The sequence below is a fragment of the Halobacillus salinarum genome (assembly GCF_022919095.1).
Lineage (GTDB): Bacteria > Bacillota > Bacilli > Bacillales > Halobacillaceae > Halobacillus_B > Halobacillus_B salinarum.
On record NZ_CP095073.1, the window covers coordinates 3,513,784 to 3,533,877 of the forward strand.

The window sequence follows — 20,094 nt, forward strand, 5'->3', positions numbered from 1 at the left end:
TTATCAGTGGAGCAATTGTATAAAAGGAGTGTTATGATGAAGCAGTTTATTATGCCGGGGTTATTTACTGTTCTCCTTCTCCTGCTCGCTGCCTGTGGTTCCCAGGAAGTGAAGGATCAGACGGGTGATACTGATGAAGGAGCAGTTACAAAGCCTCATGTTGAGGTCAAATTCGACGAAGAACCTCTTCCTGTAAATAAAGAAACAACTATTCAGGCAATCGTCACTCAGGATGGCGAAGAAGTGACCGATGCGGAAAAAGTGGAATTTGAAATTTGGAAAAAATCTGACGGGCAGGACACCTCAGAGATGATCGAGGCTGAGAACCAGGGAAATGGCGCCTATGCAATTACTTACTCTTTTGACTCAGAAGGTACTTATAAAGTATACGCCCACACTACTGCTAATGATGTCCACGTTATGCCGCTCGTAGAAGTGGAAGTTGGAAAAGAGCATGGAAAAAAAGGGAATACTGAGGAAGAGCATTCGGATGATCATAAGCATTCAGAAGGAAAAGAATATACCGTTCATTTTATGAACGATGCCGAATTTAAAACAGGCAAACCCTCACAGCTGACGGCACATATCAAGCATGGTGAGAAACCATTTACTGGAGCACAGGTCAGATTTGAAATCAGTTCTTATCAAATGGACAAACACGAATACGTGGACGCGAAGGAAGACGAAGATGGTGAATACACTGGCACATATACCTTCCCTTCTGCAGGGGACTATACTGTTAAAGTGCACTACGAAAAACCAAAGGAAGACATTCATGGTCATCAGGAAAGTCAAGTGAATGTGAGGAAATAATAAGATCGATTATGATTAGTTATAACGTAAAGGAACTTCGACGAATCGAAGTTCCTTTATAATTTATTAGCAAATGACCGCTTTCAAATAAAGCCTTCTCAAATGTTGATGAAGCAATAGATGCGACTGTTTTCTGCTTATCTACGAACTCTACCATGTGATACATTGATAACAAAAAAGCTTCAAAAACCCTCAGGGCTTTTGAAGCTTTCGCTTTATTAAACGTCAGCATTTTGCAGTTTTTTCTTTTTCGCTGCTTTTTCACGTTCGTTTTTATTCAGATATTTTTTGCGCAACCGTACATTTTCCGGAGTTACTTCACAATACTCGTCATCATCTAAATACTCGATGGCTTCTTCAAGAGTCAGTTTACGCGTTTTCTTAATAGTTGTTGTTGTGTCTTTTGTTGCGGAACGGACGTTAGTCAGGTGTTTCTCTTTCGTAATGTTTACGGTCAGATCATTTTCACGGTTGTGTTCCCCGACGATCATCCCTTCATAAACTTCTGTTCCAGGCTCAACAAAGATAGTACCCCGATCCTCAAGATTCATAATGCCGTAAGTGGAAGCTTTTCCTTTATCAAGAGATACGAGTACTCCTTGGCGACGTCCGCCTACTTGACCTTTTGTTAACGGAGCATAGCCGTCAAACGTGTGGTTAAGGATCCCATATCCGCGGGTCTGGGTCATAAACTCAGTCGAATAACCGATTAATCCCCGGGAAGGCACGAGAAACTCAAGACGTACCTGGCCGTTTCCATCATTGACCATGTCCTGCATTTCACCTTTTCGGTACCCAATGGATTCCATGACCGCACCTTGATATTCTTCAGGGGTATCAATTTGAACTCTTTCGACCGGTTCACATGTGACACCGTCGATTTCTTTAATGATTACTTTTGGCTTGGAAAGCTGCAGTTCAAACCCTTCTCTTCTCATATTTTCAACAAGAATAGAAAGGTGTAATTCTCCACGTCCAGATACAGTGAATGCATCTGGAGAATCCGTCGGATCCACACGAAGACTCACATCGGTTTCCAACTGCGTCATCAGACGTTCTTCAATTTGACGTGAAGTAACATACTTTCCTTCACGGCCAGCGAATGGGCTGTTATTAACGAGGAAGGTCATTTGCAGCGTCGGTTCATCAATACGTGGAATTTCCATTGCTTCCTGATGATCCGGTGAGCAGACCGTTTCTCCTACGTTAATGTCTTCTAAACCAGCAATCGCAATAATATCTCCAGCTTTTGCTTCATCAATTTCAATCCGCTTCAAGCCAATAAATCCAAATAGCTTCGTGATCCGGAACTTCTTCACGAAACCGTCTTTTTTCATTAAGGAAACCTGCTGACCCACTTTAATAGTACCGTTAAATACTCGTCCAATGCCGACACGACCTAAATAATCATTGTAATCGAGCAATGTCACCTGAAACTGAAGTGGATCCTCTTTCGTATCTACAGGTGCAGGAATGTTGTTCATGATCAGCTTAAAGATCGGATCCATGGTTTTCTGCTGGTCTTCAGGCTCATCTCCTGAAGTACCATTTAAAGCTGAGGCATACACGACAGGGAATTCCAGCTGTTCATCGTCAGCTCCGAGCTCGATAAATAAGTCGAGGACTTCATCCACAACTTCATCCGGACGCGCATTCGGACGGTCGATTTTGTTTAATACCACTACTGGAGTCAGCTTTTGTTCGAGAGCCTTCTTTAAAACAAAACGCGTCTGAGGCATACAGCCTTCATAAGCGTCGACAACTAATAAAACACCGTCTACCATTTTCAGGATACGTTCAACTTCCCCGCCGAAGTCCGCGTGTCCTGGAGTATCAAGGATATTAATTCGAGAATCGTTATAATTGATGGCGGTATTTTTAGCTAGGATTGTAATGCCGCGCTCTTTTTCCAAATCATTGGAATCCATAGCGCGCTCGTCCACGTGTTCATTTTCACGGAAAGTACCAGAGTAATGGAGCATCTGGTCTACCAATGTTGTTTTTCCGTGGTCAACGTGTGCGATGATCGCAATGTTGCGAATATCATTTCTGTGTTGCATATAGCACACACCTCTTTCGAATTACAAATTATTTCAACTTATCTAGTATAACATAATAACAAGTTTATCAACACTTTTGGTCCCTTTTTACACGATCTTAATGTAATTTAAACATATCTCTAGTTTTCGTAAGCCCTTTCCCCTATGAATGAAAGGCATTACAATAGAGAAAAGTACAGAATGGAAGAAGGAAAATGCAATATGTCCTATCAGCAAATAAAATGGGCAATCGTGATTGCACCCGCACTGATTATCGGCATCTGGGAATATGTCCGCCACGAGTGGCTTCTCACTTTTTTATCTATGAATGCCGGAAACTGGCTCTCCCCCGTAATCGTGCTCGCAGTAACCTTTCTTGTGAATCAGCGGCTGTTCCTTCTATTGGAAAAGAACCAGGTAGAACTGGAAGAAGAAAAAACGAAGCAGACCATTTTAAGAGAACGCCAGGCCATCTCCAGGGAGCTCCACGATTCAATCTCCCAATCCCTTTTCTTATTATCGGTCAAAACACAGACAATCCAAACGGAGGAAAAAGAAAAACTTGATAAAATCAACAGGATCCTGGATGATATCCATGCCAATGTAAGAGATTCAATTAACCAGTTACGAACCCCGGATTTCCGCCAGTGGAGAGATGCCTTAAATGACTTAAAAGAACTGCTTTGGAGGGAACTTCCGCATGTGGATTGGGAGCAGCAGTGGACGCTTGACGAACAAGAATTTTCATTGGAGGAAAAAATACAACTTTACAGTATTTTAAGAGAAGCATGTATGAACATTATTAAACATGCCCGGCAAGTAACCCTTGTTAATGTCACGTCTTTTAAAGATAAACAGGTGAACTACATTAAAGTTGTGGATGATGGCGTAGAATGGCGCAGTCCACATTCACCTAACGAGCGCTACGGTCTGGAGATTATGAAAGAGCGTGCGCTTCATCTCGGATGGGAATTGCAGTTACAGCGTAAAGATGAACGGACCGTTCTGCAATTGAAGCAAAAGGAGCAATGAAGCATGACAACTTATAAAGTATTAATTGCCGATGACCACGAGCATGCGCGGGAAGCCATTCGGGACATCCTCTCTGCTTCTTCGTCCTGTGAAATTATTGGTGAAGCCGTCAATGGAATAGAGGCCGTAAACTTGGCAGAGCAATTGCATCCGGATTTGATTTTAATGGATATTCATATGCCGGAATGCAACGGCCTTCAAGCTACACGTACGATTAAGCAGAAGCTTCCAGAGAGTAAAATCATTATTTTAACCGTGTCCGAAGATAGTACCCATTTATTTGAAGCCTTAAAAGAAGGAGCTCAGGGGTATCTTTTAAAAAATACCCGTCCTAATGAATGGGATGCTTACATAGAAGCTGTGTTGGACGGACGAAGGATTTCAAAAGCGTTTATTGACGATACGCTTTCTAAACTTATGGGTTCGGAGCCTAAGGAAAAGCCTCCACTTTCCAGCCGTGAAATTGAAGTCATGAAGCTGGCAGCTTCTGGGGCGACGAACAAAGAAATATCTTCGCAGCTTCATATTACGGAAAATACCGTAAAGAATCATTTAAAAAGCGTATTGAGAAAATTAAACATCAAAAATAGGGTAGAATTGGCGCGGGTCGCTTATGAAAGCAAGTGGCTGTAAATCGGATAGAAAGTTAAGGTGAATGCATGTTACAGACAACAAGAAAAGGGGAATGGTTTGAAATCATTGTCCCTGCTAAATGGGATGGATCAACTGTAGAACAAGTACTAAGGAACAAATGGAATGTGCCACGCAAGCTGCTGCATAAATTCAGATCCACTAGAGGTGTGACGTTAAATAACGAAATTCCTCATTGGAAGACCCATACAGTCCATGACGGAGATATCCTCCGGATACGGCTGTTTGAACCGCAGCCCTTGGAGGTCGTTCCGGCTTACATGGACATCGATGTCGTTTTTGAAGATGATCATCTGCTTGTCGTAAATAAGCCCGCCGGCATCGGCACCCACCCGAATACACCCGAGAATACAAGTACGTTGGTCAATGGTGTTGCTTTTTATTTTCAATCCAATGGAATAGAAGCAACCCCAAAATATGTGCACAGGCTGGATCGAGATACGTCCGGAGCCCTTTTATTTGCAAAACATGACCTGGCGATTGCGACGCTTGGCAATCAATTAAAAAAGCGGGAAATCAAGCGCACCTACTTAGCCTGGGTAGAAGGGAAAGTAAAGACAAAACAAGGGACAATCTGCGAACCGATAGGGAAAGACCGCCATCACCCTGTAAGAAGAAGAGTCTCAAAGACCGGGCAGGAAGCGGAGACTGATTATGAAGTCATCGAATATAATCCTGAGCGGAAGGCAACCCTTCTGAAGCTTCAGCTTAAAACAGGACGAACCCACCAAATCAGAGTGCATTTGAGCTATATCGGACATCCCCTGATGGGAGACGATCTTTATGGAGGAAAAGCAAAAATCAGTCATAAACAGGCCCTTCATGCAGCAAAACTCACCTTTGTCCATCCTTTTACCGAAGAAGAAGTGACATGCTATGCTCACGCTGATTCTGAAATTAAATTGTTTACAGAATCGCAGATCCTTCAAGTATGAGACGTCCGGAGAGTTACTTCTCCGGATTTTTTATGGCTTCAAGCTTTCCCCTATCCTTTTGAGATTAACCGCCCTTATTGTGAGGAACTTCCGCATGTAACGTTCCAAAAAAAGCTTATCAGCTAGTTTTCCAATATGCCCAAAAGGAGATTCAAATTGGAGAATATCAATCATTTTTGTACCTTCTCCCTTTTGTTCAAATAAATGGACATGAGTGAATGAGCGAAAGGCGCCTTTCACCATGACATCCACAAATTGGTAAGGGCGGTTCATCGATTGGATAAGTGAGGTTAATGTCTGTGTCACACCAAGATGACGGGCACGCCAAGTTACCATCTCCCCCGCTTCAATAAGTCCTTCCCTTCTTCCTGCAATCGGCTTTTCCTTAGTCTGAGGGACTGTGAACGGATGAAGCCCGATATTCCTGGCAAGGTCAAAGCATTCCTCAACCGGAACATTTATCCAAACTGACATTTTTATTATAGGAATAAAAGGCACCTCCTACGCATATATGGTCTGCTCAATCAACCGATTCAAATCCTTGAAGCGGTTGGGTGCAGGATGTTCCAAGTTTAACATGCTGCATAAACCTAGTAAGTCTACCAGACGTGCGATTTCCTTCCACTCTTCTGGTAAATAGATACCGGAATCTCTCAGTCCGCTGATCAACCCTCTTTCACAAGCCTGATACTCTGGAAAGTTCTCATAACGAATAAAATTTCCTATATCTACATAAATCGAACCCGAAAACGCAAATTCCCAGTCAAGTACTGCTGTTACACTATTCGTATCCCCTAGTAAGTTCAGCCCGTTAAAATCTCCATGTACAAGAGCGGGACCGGAATCGTCTAATTTCAACAGCTCCACTTGGCGTGAAGCATAGCTGATGATACGGCTCTGTAATTCCGGTCCGATCCATAACTTTACCTTATCCTGTAGAAAACTTTCCAAAAGCTGCCTATAACTTTCCGCTTCCAGATGAAAAGGTTCTTCCACCTTCAGGGCTGCATCAAAAAAACCGCTGTTTTCAAAAGAAATGTTCCTAAACCTTGCCAGAAGCTCACCCGCTGAGTAGCCCAGGCGTTCATTTGACTGGTTATCGCCTTGATAAAATAAATGTTTCAATTGCTTTCCTTCTTTCCACTCCATCAGCCCGGCCCAATTCTCCCCTATTTGAAAGATTGTAAAGAAAGAGGGAACTTCAGGAACATCCCTTAAAAGGCTGTGAAGCTGTCTTTCCATTGTTAACCGATCCTTATTGCTGGTTACCCGGATTACTAGAGGAGGAGATTTATGAAATTGTAATTTATAATTGCTGTGACTTAGCCCTCCTGTAAGCTCTTCTATCATGAGGACTTCCCTTCCGGTTTCTTCCCTTACTTTCTCGGTAATTTCTTCCACCGGAATGGACGGCTTTACCTTTACACGTTCCCAGTTTTCCTTCATCTTTCCACGTCCTTTCCAAAAAGATTACTAGTCTTATTATACAAAACCTGCTAATAATAAGTAGATTATTAATAGCAGGGTCTTTACTTGAGAAGGATTATCAGTATAATGGATTACAGATATTGAAAATCATTATCATTTGGAAGGGAATTTTACATATGTATTTTTCAAAAGTTACAACAATTACTTTATTACTGCCAGTCCTGTTATTTGCCGGCTGCAGCTCAGATCAATCCGGTGAAGCAGAAGAAAAAGATTCAGCAGATCAAACAACTGAACAGACGGATGCAGGCAGCACCACCGCTCAGAAGAAATTAGATGAGGCTGTAGAAGCGTATCGTCAGTATGGGCTCTCTCAAACAGATACATTTGTTGAAGATACATCTAAGTTTGTCGATGCTGTCAAAGCAGGCAATTTGGAGAAAGCAAAGCAATTATATCCTAAGGCCCGTATGCCTTATGAGCGGATTGAACCAATTGCTGAAGCCCTCGGAGATTTAGACCCTAAGATCGATGCGCGTGAAGGCGATGTTCCAAAAGATGAATGGACCGGCTACCACAAGATCGAGAAAATCCTGTGGGAGGATAATACGACCGATGGAGCTGAAAAATACGCGGAGCAGCTATTAAATGATGTGAAATCCCTGCGAGCAAAGATTGAGCTTGCCGAAGTATCTCCTCAAACGCTCGTAACAGGTTCCGTAGATTTGTTAAATGAAGTATCTTCCTCTAAGATCACCGGCGAGGAGGAGCGGTATTCCCACACTGATCTGTACGACTTTGCAGCTAATGTCGACGGCTCCAAAAAAATAGTAGAATTACTCAATCCAGTAATAAAAGAAAAGGACGAGGAACTCGCCTCTACTCTTGAGAAGCGATTTGATGAAGTCTATGAAGCTTTGAACCAGTATAAAAAAGGGGACGGTTACGTATCGTACACAGATCTTTCAGATAAGGATACTCAAAAGCTAAGCAAGTCAATCGATGCACTTGCCGAACCTTTATCTCAAATCGGGATTGTACTTGAAAAATAACAGCCCCCTGCCGCTGGATGATTCATCTAGCGGCTTTCCCTCGTTTATCATCAGGAAAGGAATGGACAATATGAAAGATGATCATACACCTCATTCAAAGAAAATCACCCGCAGAGAAATGCTCTACAGGACAGGTGCCGGCGGGCTGGGATTGCTGATCGGCGCAAGCGGCGTTGGTTCGATCACTGCACTTGGTAAAACGTCTAGCGAGAAACCAGCTGCTGCAGAGAATCAAATCCCCTTTTATGGAAAGCACCAGGCAGGCATTATGACTAAACAGCAGACGTATGTGTACCTGATTTCAATGGACATTACAACAAATAAGTTAGCCGATATCCGTGACTTATTCAAAGAATGGACGGTTGCTTCTGAGAAAATGGCCATGGGAAACCTGATCGGTGATTATTCCGACAATCTTTATATCCCCCCTGAAGATACCGGAGAAGCTACAGGGTTATCAGCTTCAAGAATTACCTTTACTTATGGATTCGGAAGCAGTTTTTTTGAAAAAGAAGGCTCCGACCGATTTGGCCTGGCTGCCAAAAAACCAAATCAGCTCCAAGCTCTCCCCTCCTTTCCTGGAGATGAAATTGAAAAGGAATGGACCGGTGGAGACCTTTGTGTGCAAGTATGTGCGGATGATCAGCAGGTCGCTTTTCATGCGATCAGGAATCTGCTCAGGATCGGCCGTGGTATTGTAACCCTCCGGTGGATGCAATCGGGCTTTCTTCGGAGTCAGCAGTCAGGAAAAAAGGACAGTACTCCTAGAAACTTATTTGGATTTAAGGATGGTACGGTGAATCCAAATACAGAAGAAGACTTTAACAATATTGTGTGGTCAAACGGCGCAGAAGCATCCTGGATGAAGAATGGCAGCTACATGGTCATGCGCCGCATTCGTATGCTGTTGGAAGTATGGGACCGCACTCATTTAAAGGACCAGCAAGCGACCTTCGGCAGAGAGAAGGTCTCCGGGGCACCATTAGGACAGGAAAAAGAATTTGACGACGTCAAATTAGATAAGAAAGATAGTGACGGCAAGCCCGCTATACCCATGGACGCTCATGTAAGGCTGGGACGAGGCGACGGATCACAGAAGATATTACGCCGCTCGTATTCTTATTCAAGTGAAATGGATCCTGCACGGGCCCAATTGGATGCAGGTCTTTTGTTTTTATGTTTTCAGAAAGATCCATTCAAACAATTTGTCCCTATTCAGAAACGCATGGCACAATCGGATCACTTAAATGAATATATCCGGCATATTGGATCAGCTGTTTTTGCCTGCCCAGGAGGAACGAAGAAAGGTGGATACATCGGCGATTCACTATTTTAATTCAAGCACCATCTGAAAGGATGAACACAATGGATATAAAGAAACGGAGCCTGCTATCTTTCTTCACCCTGATTTTCCTCCTTACGGTATTTAGTCATTCAAATTCTGGGTATGCTGAGGAAAGCCCCGGAGAATCGGATCTAATGCCGGCTGTAGGAGACGCGCTGGTTGAAGTAAGGAGTGAAGACTATGAAACTCTTAAACAAACACTTCTTGCTTATGAAAAAGCTTGGGAAAATACTGAACGCAGGCAGGACATGAAAGACAAAGCATCACAGATTTCAAAACAATTGGAAGCTTCTCAGAAGCTCTTAGAGGAAAAACCTGTACCTCAAAAAAAGCTGTATGATTCGATTGTTAGTTTAGCAAGATCAACCGATGACTATTTAAATGCCGCTTCAAAAAGTGATACGAGTGTAGATAAAGAGTCCGTGCTTGGACTCATTAAGAGTCTGGATCAAATCCAAGCTCAGATTGAGCAGGATCATTTCAGCAAAGCACAGACTCTAAATCAGTCCTTTGTAAAAGAATGGACAGCACTGGAAAAACCGATTAGAGAAACAAATGTGGGCGCATATGGAACCATAGAAACTAAAATGAGTATGGTCCGGGTCGCTTTAAATAAAACCCCTGTACAAAAACAACAAGCAGCCGATGCAGTTTCTGAGCTTAGACAGACCATTCAAGACTATACAGACGGAAAATTAGATAATAATGCCAAAACAAATAAAGAAGTCTCGCTGACTGGCCTGATCGATACATTGGGACAAGTTGAAACGTCCATAGGAAATCAGCAATATGACCAGGCGGCTGCCCAAATGGAAGATTTCATTCAATTTTGGCCGCAAGTAGAGGGAAAAGTTCTCACTAAATCCCAAAGCACTTATAATCAAACTGAAAACACGATGACAAAGGTTTTGACCATTCTAAGTTCACAAAATCCTGATGACTCAGAAGCGATAGAGTTAATTCGTGAAATGAGGTCAGATCTTGAGCCCTATGCTGAAGAAAGCAGTTATTCTGCCTGGGATGCTTTTTTTATTCTATTTCGTGAAGGGATGGAAGCCATCTTAATTATTGCGACCCTCCTCGCCTATTTAAGAAGAACCGGAAATCACAATAAACAAGTATGGGTTTGGAGCGGCCTCGGGATTGGTCTTTTATTAAGTGCAGGATTGGCTGTAGTGTTGACGCTTGCCTTCGCCGGTATGCAGGCAGGAACTAACCGGGAGATGATTGAAGGTATTACCGGTATCATCGCAGTTATTATGATGATTACGGTCGGGGCTTGGCTGCATAAACAATCAAATGTATTAGCTTGGAACCAATATGTAAATCAACAGCTGCAAAAGGTGATGAAAACAGGTGCAAGCTGGATGCTGGCTCTTGTAACCTTCGTTGCCATCTTCCGAGAAGGAGCAGAAACAATCCTATTTTATTTAGGAATGGCACCTTCTATCAAGCTCTCTTCTTTACTAGCCGGCATGGGCGGAGCCTTGCTCGTGCTTCTTATCATCGGCTTTCTTTTAATAAAATTAAGCGTGCGCATCCCTATTCGGCCATTCTTTCTTGCAGCGAGCCTGCTTATTTACTTTATTGCTTTAAAATTTACAGGAGTCAGCATACATGCTCTGCAAATCACAGACCTCCTCCCTGTACATCCGCTTACTACAATAGGCAGCATCGACTTGATTGGTTTTTACCCTACTTGGGAAACTGCCTTAGGACAGCTGATTCTACTGATAATAATTGTTTCCCAATTCTTAAGATCCCAACGGAGGAAACGCCAGTCCAAATCTGAGCTTGCTTCATAAGGAAATAGATGGAAACGACCTTGGAATGTCCAACGCTAAGGTCAAACGATAAAAATCCGAACTACTCTGCTCCATGCCTCAACGGGATGCGCAGAATAGTTCGGATTTTTGGATTTGAAACACTTCTGTCCAGACTCTTATTGTTCTTTTACCATTTGCTCATACATCTGATCATATTTTTTTGCACAATCTAAATCCAGCTCGGTCAGCCCTTTTGCATTCCAAGAAGTCAGCTTCATCGTGACCCTTTTATAATCAATGCTGATAAAAGGGTGGTGTTGAATTTCTTCAGAATACTCCGCGACTTGATTCACAAACTGGACCCCGGTTAAAAATTCTTTAAAGCGATACCGCTTTACAATGAATTTTTCATCTTCCAGTTTCCATCCATTAAGCTCAGCTACCCTCTGCTCTTTTTCTTCCTCAGGAATACGTGTTTCCACTAGCTTCTCCCCTTTCATTTAAGAACTTAACTTCATAAACTCTTCAAGATCCTTAAGCCCAAGTTCCAGGGCATGTTCCCAGAAATCCGGTTTCGTCAAATCAACATCTAAATGCTTTTCAGCAAGCTCTTCTACCGTCATTCTTCCTGTATCCTGAAGCAAGGAGATGTAATCTTCTTCAAAGCTTTGACCTTCTTGTTTCGCTTTTGCATAGATGCCTAAACTGAACAAGTAGCCAAAGGTATAAGGAAAGTTGTAAAATGGTACATCTGTAATGTGAAAGTGGAGTTTTGAAGCCCAAAAGGACGGATCATACTCCTCCAGCGTCTCTAAATAAGCTTCTTTCTGAGCTTCGATCATCAGCTCATTCAAACGGTCCGCCGGAAGTACTCCACTCTTTCGCTCTTCATAAAACTTCGTTTCAAATAAGAATCTTGCGTGAATGTTCATAAAGAAAGCCACACTTCTTTGGACTTTATCTTCAAGAAGAACGAGTTTCTCTTCTTCAGTCTTCGCTTTTTCTACGGCTGCATCAGCCACGATCATTTCAGCAAAGGTGGACGCTGTCTCCGCGACATTCATAGCATAGCCTTGATTTAGAATGGCCATATCATTCATCACGTGCTGATGGTAAGCGTGACCTAGTTCATGAGCTAAAGTAGCCACATTGGAAGGTGTGCCTGAGTAGGTCATAAAGATTCTCGTCTCTTTACTGTCCGGGAAGCTCGTACAAAAACCCCCCGGCCTTTTACCTGCCCGGTCCTCCGCTTCGATCCATCTCTTTTCAAAAGCCATTTCCGCAAATTCTGCCATTTTAGGGCTGAATTGCCTGAACTGGTCGATGATGAATTGAGCTCCTTCCGTATAGCTCATCGTTTCTTCAGCTGACCCAATAGGAGCCTCTACATCAAAAAAGCTGAGCTGATCAATATCAAGAAGCTTTGCTTTTCTTTCCAAGTACTTCACGTAATGCGACTTATATTTCTTAATCGTATCCCACATGGTCGTGAGCGTCTCTTCGCTCATTCTGTTCATTTCCAGCGGCTCTTTTAATAAGTTCGTCCACTCTCTTCGTGCATACATTTGCAGACGAAAGCCGGACATATGATTAAGGGTTTCACTAAATAAGTCTTCCTTCTTTCCCCACGCCTCCTGGAGCTTGTTAAAAACTTCTTTTCGTACATGGCGGTCAGAGGAACTCAGCTTATTCGCTGCCTGACCGACCGAAAGCTCTTCTCCATTCACATTTATACTCATCTGGCCGACGAGGGCATCGTACATCTGCTCCCATCCATGGTAACCATCCACTGCTAAATCATTAATGAGTGCTTCCTTCTCTGCATCAAGCTTGTCCATGGCCAGCTGTCTTCGTTCATTCAAAACGAACGCCACATGATTAAAGGGTTGACTGGTTAACAATGCTTTCCAAACCTCTTCTTTAATTTGTACAAGCTTTTGATCAAACTGAGTCAATATGTTTTCAAAGCGCGCCCCGAGTTCACTCCGTTTAGACATTAAGATATTGGCTTTTCGATCAGACACGTCTTGAGCCGTTAAACAGCTCACGTAGGCACCAAACTCTCCTAGTCTTTTCGTAATTTCCTGCATTACATGAATGATTTCTTCCATGGAGTCAGGAGGCTCCGCTTGCTTAGGAGGAAGAAAAGCTTCGACCATCATCTGCAGTGTTCGGATTTCTTCCTCCGTTTTTTCAATGTATTTATGTAGCTGCTGAGAGGCACTCCCTCCTTCAAAAATCGCATCTAAATCCCACACAGGCTTGAATTGCTGCATCATTTTTCCCCTTTCTGTTGAAGAGACAATTGTATTTCTTTGATTAACCGATACTAATCTTATTATATCAAAATATTCTTATAATAAATAACAGCTCCTTACCCCCAGGATTTCAGAATGTTAGAATAAATAACAAATAGATTGCTTTTTAATAGGAACTTTGTTAATTTCTATTACAACCTTGAGCAAAAGGGGGAAACGTATGCGTTATCGTCGTCAGGAAACTCTGCGCTATGAATTTCAAGAACCTGTCCCTGCCCATTTCAAAATAATCAAGGTAAAACATACCCCGTTGAATTCCTCAGAAGGACCTTGCACGATCGTGGATCTCAGCACTGGTGGACTCAAAATAGCTTCTCCTCTCCGCATCCCTATGAGAGATAATCTACAATTATTAATTCGGACTACGATCGCAAATATTCAGCTTCAATTTGCTGCCAAAGTGATCTGGACGAAAAAATTAAATGGGTCTTATCACTATGGCCTAGGTTTTATTGATGACCACCACGAGGAAATTAAAGAGGTTTTAAAGAAATACCGCAACCCTAAAAGTTAACGGCTTCATTGTTAATGTTTACTTGGGTACCTGCTCAGAATTAAGATTATAGACGGCACCTGACAGCGTCCTCTACGATATGAAATAAAAACGATCATCTTACTAGTCACCCATACGAACCATACATGATAGAGAAAAGATTCACATAGGATCACCATTAATAAAAAGGGGATGGAACGATGTCCATATCACAAACTCAAAGAAAAATACTGGCAGCCACTGCTATGGGAAAACAAACAGCAGAATTGATTATCAAAAACGGCACCCTCGTTAATGTCCACACAAATGAACAATTCCCCCATACGGATATTGCTGTTACAGCAGGCTGCATTGCTTATATTGGTGATGCTGACCACCTTAACGGAGAAGAAACAAAAGTAATAGAAGCGAATGGCAGATATATAACTCCCGGCTTAATCGATGGACATATGCACGTAGAAAGTACGATGATGTCTGTCAAAGAATTTGCAAAAGCTGCCATTCGCCAAGGGACCACGACTATTTTCATGGACCCCCATGAGATTGCCAACGTTTTTGGTTTGGAAGGAGTAAAGTGGATGCACGAGGAGGGGCAGCAGCTTCCTCTAAGAGTGTTTACGACCATTCCTTCCTGTGTTCCGGCTACTTCACACTTGGAGGATTCCGGAGCAGAATTAACGGTGGAGCACATAAAAGAAGGACTGCAATGGGAAAATACAGCTGGCCTTGGCGAAGTCATGAACTTTCCCGGCGTCATTCATGGAGATGAAAAAATGGCCGGCGAAATTGATGCTACGATTCAGCAAGGGAAAACAGTAACCGGGCATATGCCTGCCGAAGACCCCTGCATGCTTCAGGCTTATATCGCCTCCGGAGTCACGTCCTGTCACGAGACGGTTACAAGAGAGCAGGCATTGGAAAAACTGAGACTCGGGATGCATGTGATGATACGGGAAGGTTCGGCCTGGCAGGACGTTAAGCAGCTTGCGCCGGTGATAACTGAAGACCATATGCCAACTGATCATATGTCTCTTATCACCGATGATGTATATCCGCAGACCCTTATTCAAAAAGGACATTTAAACCATGTGGTCAGACGTGCTATTGAAGAAGGCATTTCCCCTTTCACTGCCTTAAAACTGGCCACCATCAACATTGCAAATTATTTTAATTATGGAGATACTCTCGGAAGCATCGCTCCCGGGAAGTATGCCGATATCTTATTAATGGACAGCTTGGAAGAAATGAAGCCATCCACTGTAGTCATTAACGGCGAAGTCGTATTTGATGACGGTGATTACCAGGTCCCATTTCCAGCTTATGAATACCCGCTTAAAGCTAAGCAATCGGTTCATATTAAACACAAGCTGACAGCTGAAGATTTTATGCCGGCATCAAAAAAATCTGGAAAAACAAGCGTGCAAGTGATTGAGGTTATCGAAAATAACGCCAGAACCGTTAAAAATCAAGCAGAGCTTCCTGTTGAGGATGGTGTTATTCAAGCTGACCCCGATCAGGACATCATTCGTCTCTCCTGCATTGACCGCCACCACAGTTCAGGGCAGACTTCACATGGCTTTACGAAAGGATTTCATTTGAAACGCGGTGCCGTAGCCTCTACTGTCGCTCACGATAGTCATAACTTAATTGTCATGGGTGTATCGGAAACAGATATGGCTGTTGCAGCGAACCTGCTTGCTGAGCAAGGAGGAGGAATGGCTGCTGTGATGGATGGCAAAGTGATCGCTAACGTACCCATGCCCATTGCCGGTCTCATGTCCGATCAGCCTTTGGAAACTGTAGCTCATCAAGTGGAAAAATTAGATGCAGCTTGGAAAGAACTAGGTTGCACGATTCATGCACCTTTTATGACGTTTTCCTTAATTGCCCTTCCCGTTATCCCATCGCTGCGAATTACCAATCGTGGGATTGCTGACGTCGATGCATTCCAGCTGACGCCTTTAGAAATCAACGAATGAATGAGTAGACAGTAAATAAACACACCCTATCCTTCCCTTTCCGCGGACGAGCGCCCGATCGAAACCCACGCTCGGTGATCTCGGCTCACTCGTTCTTCCGCAGGAGTGGAAGGGACCTCGCTCTTTGGTATGTCTTTAAAGACAGAAAAAGACTCGCCTTCACCTCGCTCACCCTAGCTGGATGAAGGAGAGTCTTTTTCATGTTCTGACAGGCAGCTGTCAACAGCGCCTGTTCCTTTACTCTTTCTTTTCCACGCAAACGGCAATAGCGCAGCCCATGCCGTTCTTTTGAATCTGCGAAGCTACGCTCCACTTTCTCTTTTCTCACTCTATAAATCCGTTTTCCCGGTATCAATCCCCACTCTTCGGATCGTTCTTACTCCCTTTCACTTCTTTGGTTTTCTGGCACAAGTTCTTCCATTGTTACGATTTCCATTTTTGTCGTTCTTTTCTTGATTGAAACCAAAAATCAGGCTGCCGAGACTTCTCGACAGCCTGACAACCTATATACAGGAGGCTTTTTCTGTTATGCAAGCTGTTTTAACTTTTCTTCTACTACTTGAACAAGCGGAGCTTCATCACTTAATTCGGCAATTTCTTTAAATGCGCCTAATCGTCCCAGTTGACCTGCCTTTTCTTCAAGCTTTACAGCCTCCTCGTCTGCCTCGTTTGAATAGAACAAAGCAGCCGCGATCACTTCAGCTAAATAATCGGGAGATTTTCCAGTCCATTTCATATACTCAGAAGCCGGGCGTACGAGACGATCTTTTGGCCCAAGCTTCCTAATTGGGCCGCGCCCGACACGGGTTACCTCATCGGAAAGATCCGGGTTTAGGAACCTCCCAATAATCGTGTCAATATACTTCTGGTGTTCATCAGGAGTAAAGCCGTATTTCTCAATGAGCACTGCTCCTGATTCCTTTAAAGCACCGTTTACTTTAGTAAGAATATCTTGATCGTCCATTGCCTGCTTAATCGTTTTGTGTCCTTTATAGCGGCCGAGATAGGCAGCTGCCGCATGTCCCGTGTTTACGGTGAAGAGTTTTCTCTCAATATAAGGAGTCAAATCTTCAACAAGAGTCATCCCTTCAACTTTTGGCTCCTGCCCTTTAATATGCGCCGTCTCTACAACCCATTCAAAATAAGGCTCCACTTTAACGGTTAATAAATCAGCATGGCTCTGGTCAGGGACGATCCGGTCCACAGCAGCATTAGGAAATCCGACATTCGATTGAATCGTACTTGCTTCTGCTTCATCCGCATGATCAAGAACGTACGATTTCAGTTGTTCACTTCCGCCAATCATGTTTTCACAAGCTATGACATTGACTTCCTCACTGCGCAGAGCTAGACCATCTTTTAAAAGCGGAGCAATGATCGACAAGATAGCCGGACCAACTGCTGTGGTAATTAGATCCGCTTCCGTAATAGCCTTGATCACCGCTTCTTTTTCCTTACTGCTGTTGATTCCGGATACATCACTCACTTGAATGGAATCATCGCTGCCGGCAAGTTGGACTTCATACGTACCTTTGTCATTTATTGCTTGAATTAATGCATCATTCACATCCACGAAAGTCGTATGGTAACCTGCTTTCGTTAAAAGAGCTCCAATAAAACCTCTGCCTATATTTCCTGCACCAAAATGAACAGCCTTCATTTAGTTCACCTCATTGAATAAAGAAAGGATTTCTTCTTTTGAATCGGCATTTAATATCGTGTCAATGTTTTCTTCTTCGGAGCATACAATCGCAATTTGAGAAAGGATTTCTAAATGTTCGTTTCCTTTTCCTGCAATTCCAATCAGCAATTTTACGATATTTCCTCCTCCAAAATCTACACCATCTGGAACGGTGACTACAGCAAGACCCGTTTCTAAAACATCCTTCTTAGCTGCCTCTGTTCCGTGGGGGATCGCGACGTAATTTCCCATATAAGTGGAAGTGACTTCTTCACGTTCAAGCATTTCTCCGATATACTCATCATTCACATACCCTTGATCACGAAGCATTGCGCCAACATAACGGATGGCTTCCTCTTTGGATGAAAAATCGGCTCCAAGTTCAATCGTTTTTGCAGTTAAAATGTTTTCAGACATGATTCATTCTCCTCTTCTTATGATGATAGATTATTTTTAATAAATTGATGAAGCTGATTAGAAATGTACCTGGTAATGCTCTCATCTTCATGAGATTCAAGTATTTCCAAACTCGCTGGGTCTTCGACAAGAATAGAACTTAAATAGCTCAGCACTTCAAGAGCTTCTTTAGATGCATCCTCTGGTGCAAGCATGACGATTATCGTATTCACAGGCATCATCTCTCCATCCATTCCTTTTGTGCTAATGGGAGCGGAAAGAGTCAGCACTGAAAAAGAAACATTTGAAATATCAGGCCTCCTCGTATGGAATAAAGCAACCCCGGTTCCGGGGATACCAAGACCACCGATTTTTTCCCTTTCTAGTAATGCGTAAAAAACAGAATCAGCATCACGGAGTGCACCTTTCTCTGCCAGGTTCCTGCATGCAAATCTTAAGACGTCTTCTTTGTTCCCTTGCGGCACTTCTACAACTTGTAAAAAACGCAGCAATTCACTTACTGTTTCCGCGTACTTTTGAATCTTAGAGACAGACTGCTGAATGGTCTGCAGCGTTTGATCACTGGATTCAGAGATGGTCTCATTCTCAAGTTTTTTCATCCGGCCTGTTATCTTGACACGGCGAAGTGCGTGCTGAAGACGGTGGACATCGGCTGTTGGCAGCATCGGATTCACGAGTACATAATTTTCCTGATCGGCTAGCGGAACTGTCGAAACCATCAGGTCATAGTCATCCACATCAATCTTTTCTAAATCAAACAATGATTGATGATCGACTTCCTGGATTTCCGGAAATTGCTGCTTTAATTTTGCTGCTAGAATTTTTGCCGTTCCAATCCCGCTTGAACAGACAACCATTACATTAAAGGCTTGCGCTTCCGACATATTTAACATAGCAGAAGCAAAGTGCATGACTAAATAAGCTGTCTCTTCTTTAGGAAAGACCAGAGAAGGAAAGATTGCAGCTACTGCACGCTCAAGCATTTCAAATAACTCAGGATAGTCTTGTTCGATTTGAGCGGTTAAAGGGTTCTGAATATCCATATTATGCTGGATCCGGTACAAACTTGGTTTTAGGTGGACAACTAAATCATTTAACAGCTGATTGGATTGGTGAAGATTTTGGTTCAGCTCCTGAGAAGCAAATTCAATCAGCTGTTTGGCTTTAAAAGCTACGCTTAAACTACTGTCTTCTAGAGGGAGACTTTGGTCATACCGCACTTTAGCTCCCATCAGGTGCATCGTAATATATCCCGTTTCAGCTTCAGGGATTTCGAGTTCAAATATTTCCTCCAGCTGGTCGATCAGTTGGCCGGCTACTTCAAATTCTCTTGTTGACCTGAGCCTGGCTAAATATTCTTCTTCCATACGAATGTATTCCCCTTGCTGCAACCGTTCAATCGCAAGTGACAAGTGAATGACTAAGGCAATATAAGCGCTGTCAGCTAAATGGTAAGTCAAGACAGGGCGAATGGATTCAATGGTTTGTTCGATTCTTGCAATGGTCTCCCTATTAACAAGCCCAAGCAGATGATCAGACACTGTGTCTACTGTAGCCGAGGACGACCCTTGAATTTGTTCCCTTAACAGCTTTAAAAAATCCAGTTCGTTCAGGTGCTGCATAATTAAATAGCTGATTGCTTCACGAATATTTGCTTCTTTCCCCTGAATTTCGACCCCGTATCCGCGTCTCCGGACCAAATCCAGCTGAAAACCAGTCAAATCCTCTTCAATTTTATCCAAATCATGACTAATTGTTGCGACAGTTACCCCAAGCTCGGTTCCTAAGGTCATTAACTTTACTGGTTCGCGTGCCTCGAGCAGCCTTGATAATATGAGAACATGCCGCTCTTCAGGGGTATAATCCACCGCCCTCTGATCACTTATGGCTTCTTTAAGATGGTTCCGGTCTTCTTCAGAACCTATAATAGCAAGACCGCTTCCCGTCTTCTTTTTAAGTGTTAACCCGTGGGTCTCCAGCACTTGCTCTACGCCTTTAAGATCTCTATGGACCGTTCTTGCACTTACATCCAATTTATCTGCAATTTGCTTTATCGGTACATCATATTGGGATTCCAGTAGTAATTCGATTACTTTTCTTTCCCTGGCTGGAATATACATCCTATCCCTCCCTTCTTCCGTACAT

General features: G+C 43.1%; 17 protein-coding genes and 1 pseudogene. 9 read left to right on the forward strand and 9 right to left on the reverse strand.

Annotated features, from left to right (window positions below):
* Positions 1-6 precede the first annotated feature (6 nt).
* Complete coding sequence (locus MUN89_RS18265) at positions 7-813, forward strand: FixH family protein (RefSeq protein WP_244709260.1); 807 nt, start codon at positions 7-9, stop codon at positions 811-813.
* 218 nt (positions 814-1,031) lie between these two features.
* Here MUN89_RS18265 and typA read toward each other — a convergent pair whose 3' ends face one another.
* Positions 1,032-2,873 (reverse strand): translational GTPase TypA, encoded by a 1,842-nt coding sequence (gene typA / locus MUN89_RS18270; RefSeq protein ID WP_244709262.1) that lies wholly within the window; start codon positions 2,871-2,873, stop codon positions 1,032-1,034.
* Between the two features lie 201 nt (positions 2,874-3,074).
* On the opposite strand from typA, the gene MUN89_RS18275 reads away from it, so the two are divergent.
* From MUN89_RS18275 to MUN89_RS18285, 3 genes are read left to right on the forward strand one after another with little or no spacing between them, the layout of a single operon-like run.
* Positions 3,075-3,884, forward strand: a complete 810-nt coding sequence (locus tag MUN89_RS18275; protein WP_244709264.1) for a sensor histidine kinase — start codon at positions 3,075-3,077, stop codon at positions 3,882-3,884.
* Positions 3,885-3,887: 3 nt separating this feature from the next.
* Positions 3,888-4,517, forward strand: a complete 630-nt coding sequence (locus MUN89_RS18280) for a response regulator (protein ID WP_244709266.1) — start codon at positions 3,888-3,890, stop codon at positions 4,515-4,517.
* Positions 4,518-4,543: 26 nt separating this feature from the next.
* The gene (locus MUN89_RS18285) at positions 4,544-5,470 is read left to right on the forward strand and encodes an RluA family pseudouridine synthase (RefSeq protein WP_244709268.1); all 927 of its coding nucleotides are present in this window, start codon (positions 4,544-4,546) and stop codon (positions 5,468-5,470) included.
* A 30-nt stretch (positions 5,471-5,500) separates the two neighbouring features.
* Here the strand turns inward: MUN89_RS18285 and MUN89_RS18290 are convergent, their stop codons facing one another.
* Positions 5,501-5,944, reverse strand: coding sequence for an SRPBCC family protein (locus MUN89_RS18290; protein WP_318036098.1), 444 nt, complete (start codon positions 5,942-5,944; stop codon positions 5,501-5,503).
* Between the two features lie 27 nt (positions 5,945-5,971).
* On the reverse strand, positions 5,972-6,916 hold the full coding sequence (locus tag MUN89_RS18295; protein WP_244709270.1) for a phosphotransferase family protein: 945 nt from the start codon (positions 6,914-6,916) through the stop codon (positions 5,972-5,974).
* Between the two features lie 158 nt (positions 6,917-7,074).
* Here MUN89_RS18295 and efeO point away from each other — a divergent pair, with 158 nt between their 5' ends.
* The 3 genes from efeO to MUN89_RS18310 all read left to right on the forward strand — a co-directional run bounded on the left by efeO (position 7,075) and on the right by MUN89_RS18310 (position 11,100).
* On the forward strand, positions 7,075-7,950 hold the full coding sequence (efeO, locus tag MUN89_RS18300; RefSeq protein ID WP_244709272.1) for an iron uptake system protein EfeO: 876 nt from the start codon (positions 7,075-7,077) through the stop codon (positions 7,948-7,950).
* Positions 7,951-8,020: 70 nt separating this feature from the next.
* A complete protein-coding gene (gene efeB, locus MUN89_RS18305; protein ID WP_244709273.1) occupies positions 8,021-9,286 on the forward strand; it encodes an iron uptake transporter deferrochelatase/peroxidase subunit in 1,266 nt (421 codons plus the stop codon).
* A 143-nt stretch (positions 9,287-9,429) separates the two neighbouring features.
* Positions 9,430-11,100 (forward strand): FTR1 family iron permease, encoded by a 1,671-nt coding sequence (locus MUN89_RS18310; RefSeq protein WP_244709275.1) that lies wholly within the window; start codon positions 9,430-9,432, stop codon positions 11,098-11,100.
* Between the two features lie 137 nt (positions 11,101-11,237).
* Here MUN89_RS18310 and MUN89_RS18315 read toward each other — a convergent pair whose 3' ends face one another.
* Both MUN89_RS18315 and MUN89_RS18320 read right to left on the reverse strand, forming a co-directional pair.
* Positions 11,238-11,543: a 4a-hydroxytetrahydrobiopterin dehydratase gene (locus tag MUN89_RS18315; protein WP_396266055.1), complete on the reverse strand. Its 306-nt coding sequence runs from the start codon at positions 11,541-11,543 to the stop codon at positions 11,238-11,240.
* 18 nt (positions 11,544-11,561) lie between these two features.
* Complete coding sequence (locus MUN89_RS18320; protein WP_244709278.1) at positions 11,562-13,340, reverse strand: M3 family oligoendopeptidase; 1,779 nt, start codon at positions 13,338-13,340, stop codon at positions 11,562-11,564.
* Between the two features lie 199 nt (positions 13,341-13,539).
* On the opposite strand from MUN89_RS18320, the gene MUN89_RS18325 reads away from it, so the two are divergent.
* Positions 13,540-13,893 (forward strand): PilZ domain-containing protein, encoded by a 354-nt coding sequence (locus tag MUN89_RS18325; RefSeq protein ID WP_244709280.1) that lies wholly within the window; start codon positions 13,540-13,542, stop codon positions 13,891-13,893.
* 179 nt (positions 13,894-14,072) lie between these two features.
* Complete coding sequence (gene ade, locus MUN89_RS18330) at positions 14,073-15,851, forward strand: adenine deaminase (RefSeq protein WP_244709281.1); 1,779 nt, start codon at positions 14,073-14,075, stop codon at positions 15,849-15,851.
* A gap of 85 nt (positions 15,852-15,936) precedes the next feature.
* Here the strand turns inward: ade and MUN89_RS18335 are convergent.
* From MUN89_RS18335 to MUN89_RS18350, 4 genes and pseudogenes are all read right to left on the reverse strand, one after another.
* Positions 15,937-16,197 (reverse strand): annotated as a pseudogene (locus tag MUN89_RS18335) (transposase); the annotation flags it as partial.
* Positions 16,198-16,377: 180 nt separating this feature from the next.
* Positions 16,378-17,511, reverse strand: a complete 1,134-nt coding sequence (locus MUN89_RS18340; RefSeq protein ID WP_244709283.1) for a mannitol-1-phosphate 5-dehydrogenase — start codon at positions 17,509-17,511, stop codon at positions 16,378-16,380.
* Positions 17,512-17,949, reverse strand: coding sequence for a PTS mannitol transporter subunit IIA (locus MUN89_RS18345; protein ID WP_244709285.1), 438 nt, complete (start codon positions 17,947-17,949; stop codon positions 17,512-17,514).
* Positions 17,950-17,966: 17 nt separating this feature from the next.
* Positions 17,967-20,069: a BglG family transcription antiterminator gene (locus tag MUN89_RS18350; RefSeq protein WP_244709287.1), complete on the reverse strand. Its 2,103-nt coding sequence runs from the start codon at positions 20,067-20,069 to the stop codon at positions 17,967-17,969.
* Between the last annotated feature and the right edge of the window lie 25 nt (positions 20,070-20,094).

What these genes read in the sequence shown, in the direction of transcription:
- typA (WP_244709262.1), bottom strand. Translation starts at nt 2,873, where the DNA reads ATGCAACACAGAAATGATATTCGCAACATTGCGATCATCGCACACGTT.
- MUN89_RS18275 (WP_244709264.1), top strand. Translation starts at nt 3,075, where the DNA reads ATGTCCTATCAGCAAATAAAATGGGCAATCGTGATTGCACCCGCACTG.
- MUN89_RS18280 (WP_244709266.1), top strand. Translation starts at nt 3,888, where the DNA reads ATGACAACTTATAAAGTATTAATTGCCGATGACCACGAGCATGCGCGG.
- MUN89_RS18285 (WP_244709268.1), top strand. Translation starts at nt 4,544, where the DNA reads ATGTTACAGACAACAAGAAAAGGGGAATGGTTTGAAATCATTGTCCCT.
- MUN89_RS18290 (WP_318036098.1), bottom strand. Translation starts at nt 5,944, where the DNA reads ATGTCAGTTTGGATAAATGTTCCGGTTGAGGAATGCTTTGACCTTGCC.
- MUN89_RS18295 (WP_244709270.1), bottom strand. Translation starts at nt 6,916, where the DNA reads ATGAAGGAAAACTGGGAACGTGTAAAGGTAAAGCCGTCCATTCCGGTG.
- efeO (WP_244709272.1), top strand. Translation starts at nt 7,075, where the DNA reads ATGTATTTTTCAAAAGTTACAACAATTACTTTATTACTGCCAGTCCTG.
- efeB (WP_244709273.1), top strand. Translation starts at nt 8,021, where the DNA reads ATGAAAGATGATCATACACCTCATTCAAAGAAAATCACCCGCAGAGAA.
- MUN89_RS18310 (WP_244709275.1), top strand. Translation starts at nt 9,430, where the DNA reads ATGCCGGCTGTAGGAGACGCGCTGGTTGAAGTAAGGAGTGAAGACTAT.
- MUN89_RS18320 (WP_244709278.1), bottom strand. Translation starts at nt 13,340, where the DNA reads ATGATGCAGCAATTCAAGCCTGTGTGGGATTTAGATGCGATTTTTGAA.
- MUN89_RS18325 (WP_244709280.1), top strand. Translation starts at nt 13,540, where the DNA reads ATGCGTTATCGTCGTCAGGAAACTCTGCGCTATGAATTTCAAGAACCT.
- ade (WP_244709281.1), top strand. Translation starts at nt 14,073, where the DNA reads ATGTCCATATCACAAACTCAAAGAAAAATACTGGCAGCCACTGCTATG.
- MUN89_RS18340 (WP_244709283.1), bottom strand. Translation starts at nt 17,511, where the DNA reads ATGAAGGCTGTTCATTTTGGTGCAGGAAATATAGGCAGAGGTTTTATT.
- MUN89_RS18345 (WP_244709285.1), bottom strand. Translation starts at nt 17,949, where the DNA reads ATGTCTGAAAACATTTTAACTGCAAAAACGATTGAACTTGGAGCCGAT.
- MUN89_RS18350 (WP_244709287.1), bottom strand. Translation starts at nt 20,069, where the DNA reads ATGTATATTCCAGCCAGGGAAAGAAAAGTAATCGAATTACTACTGGAA.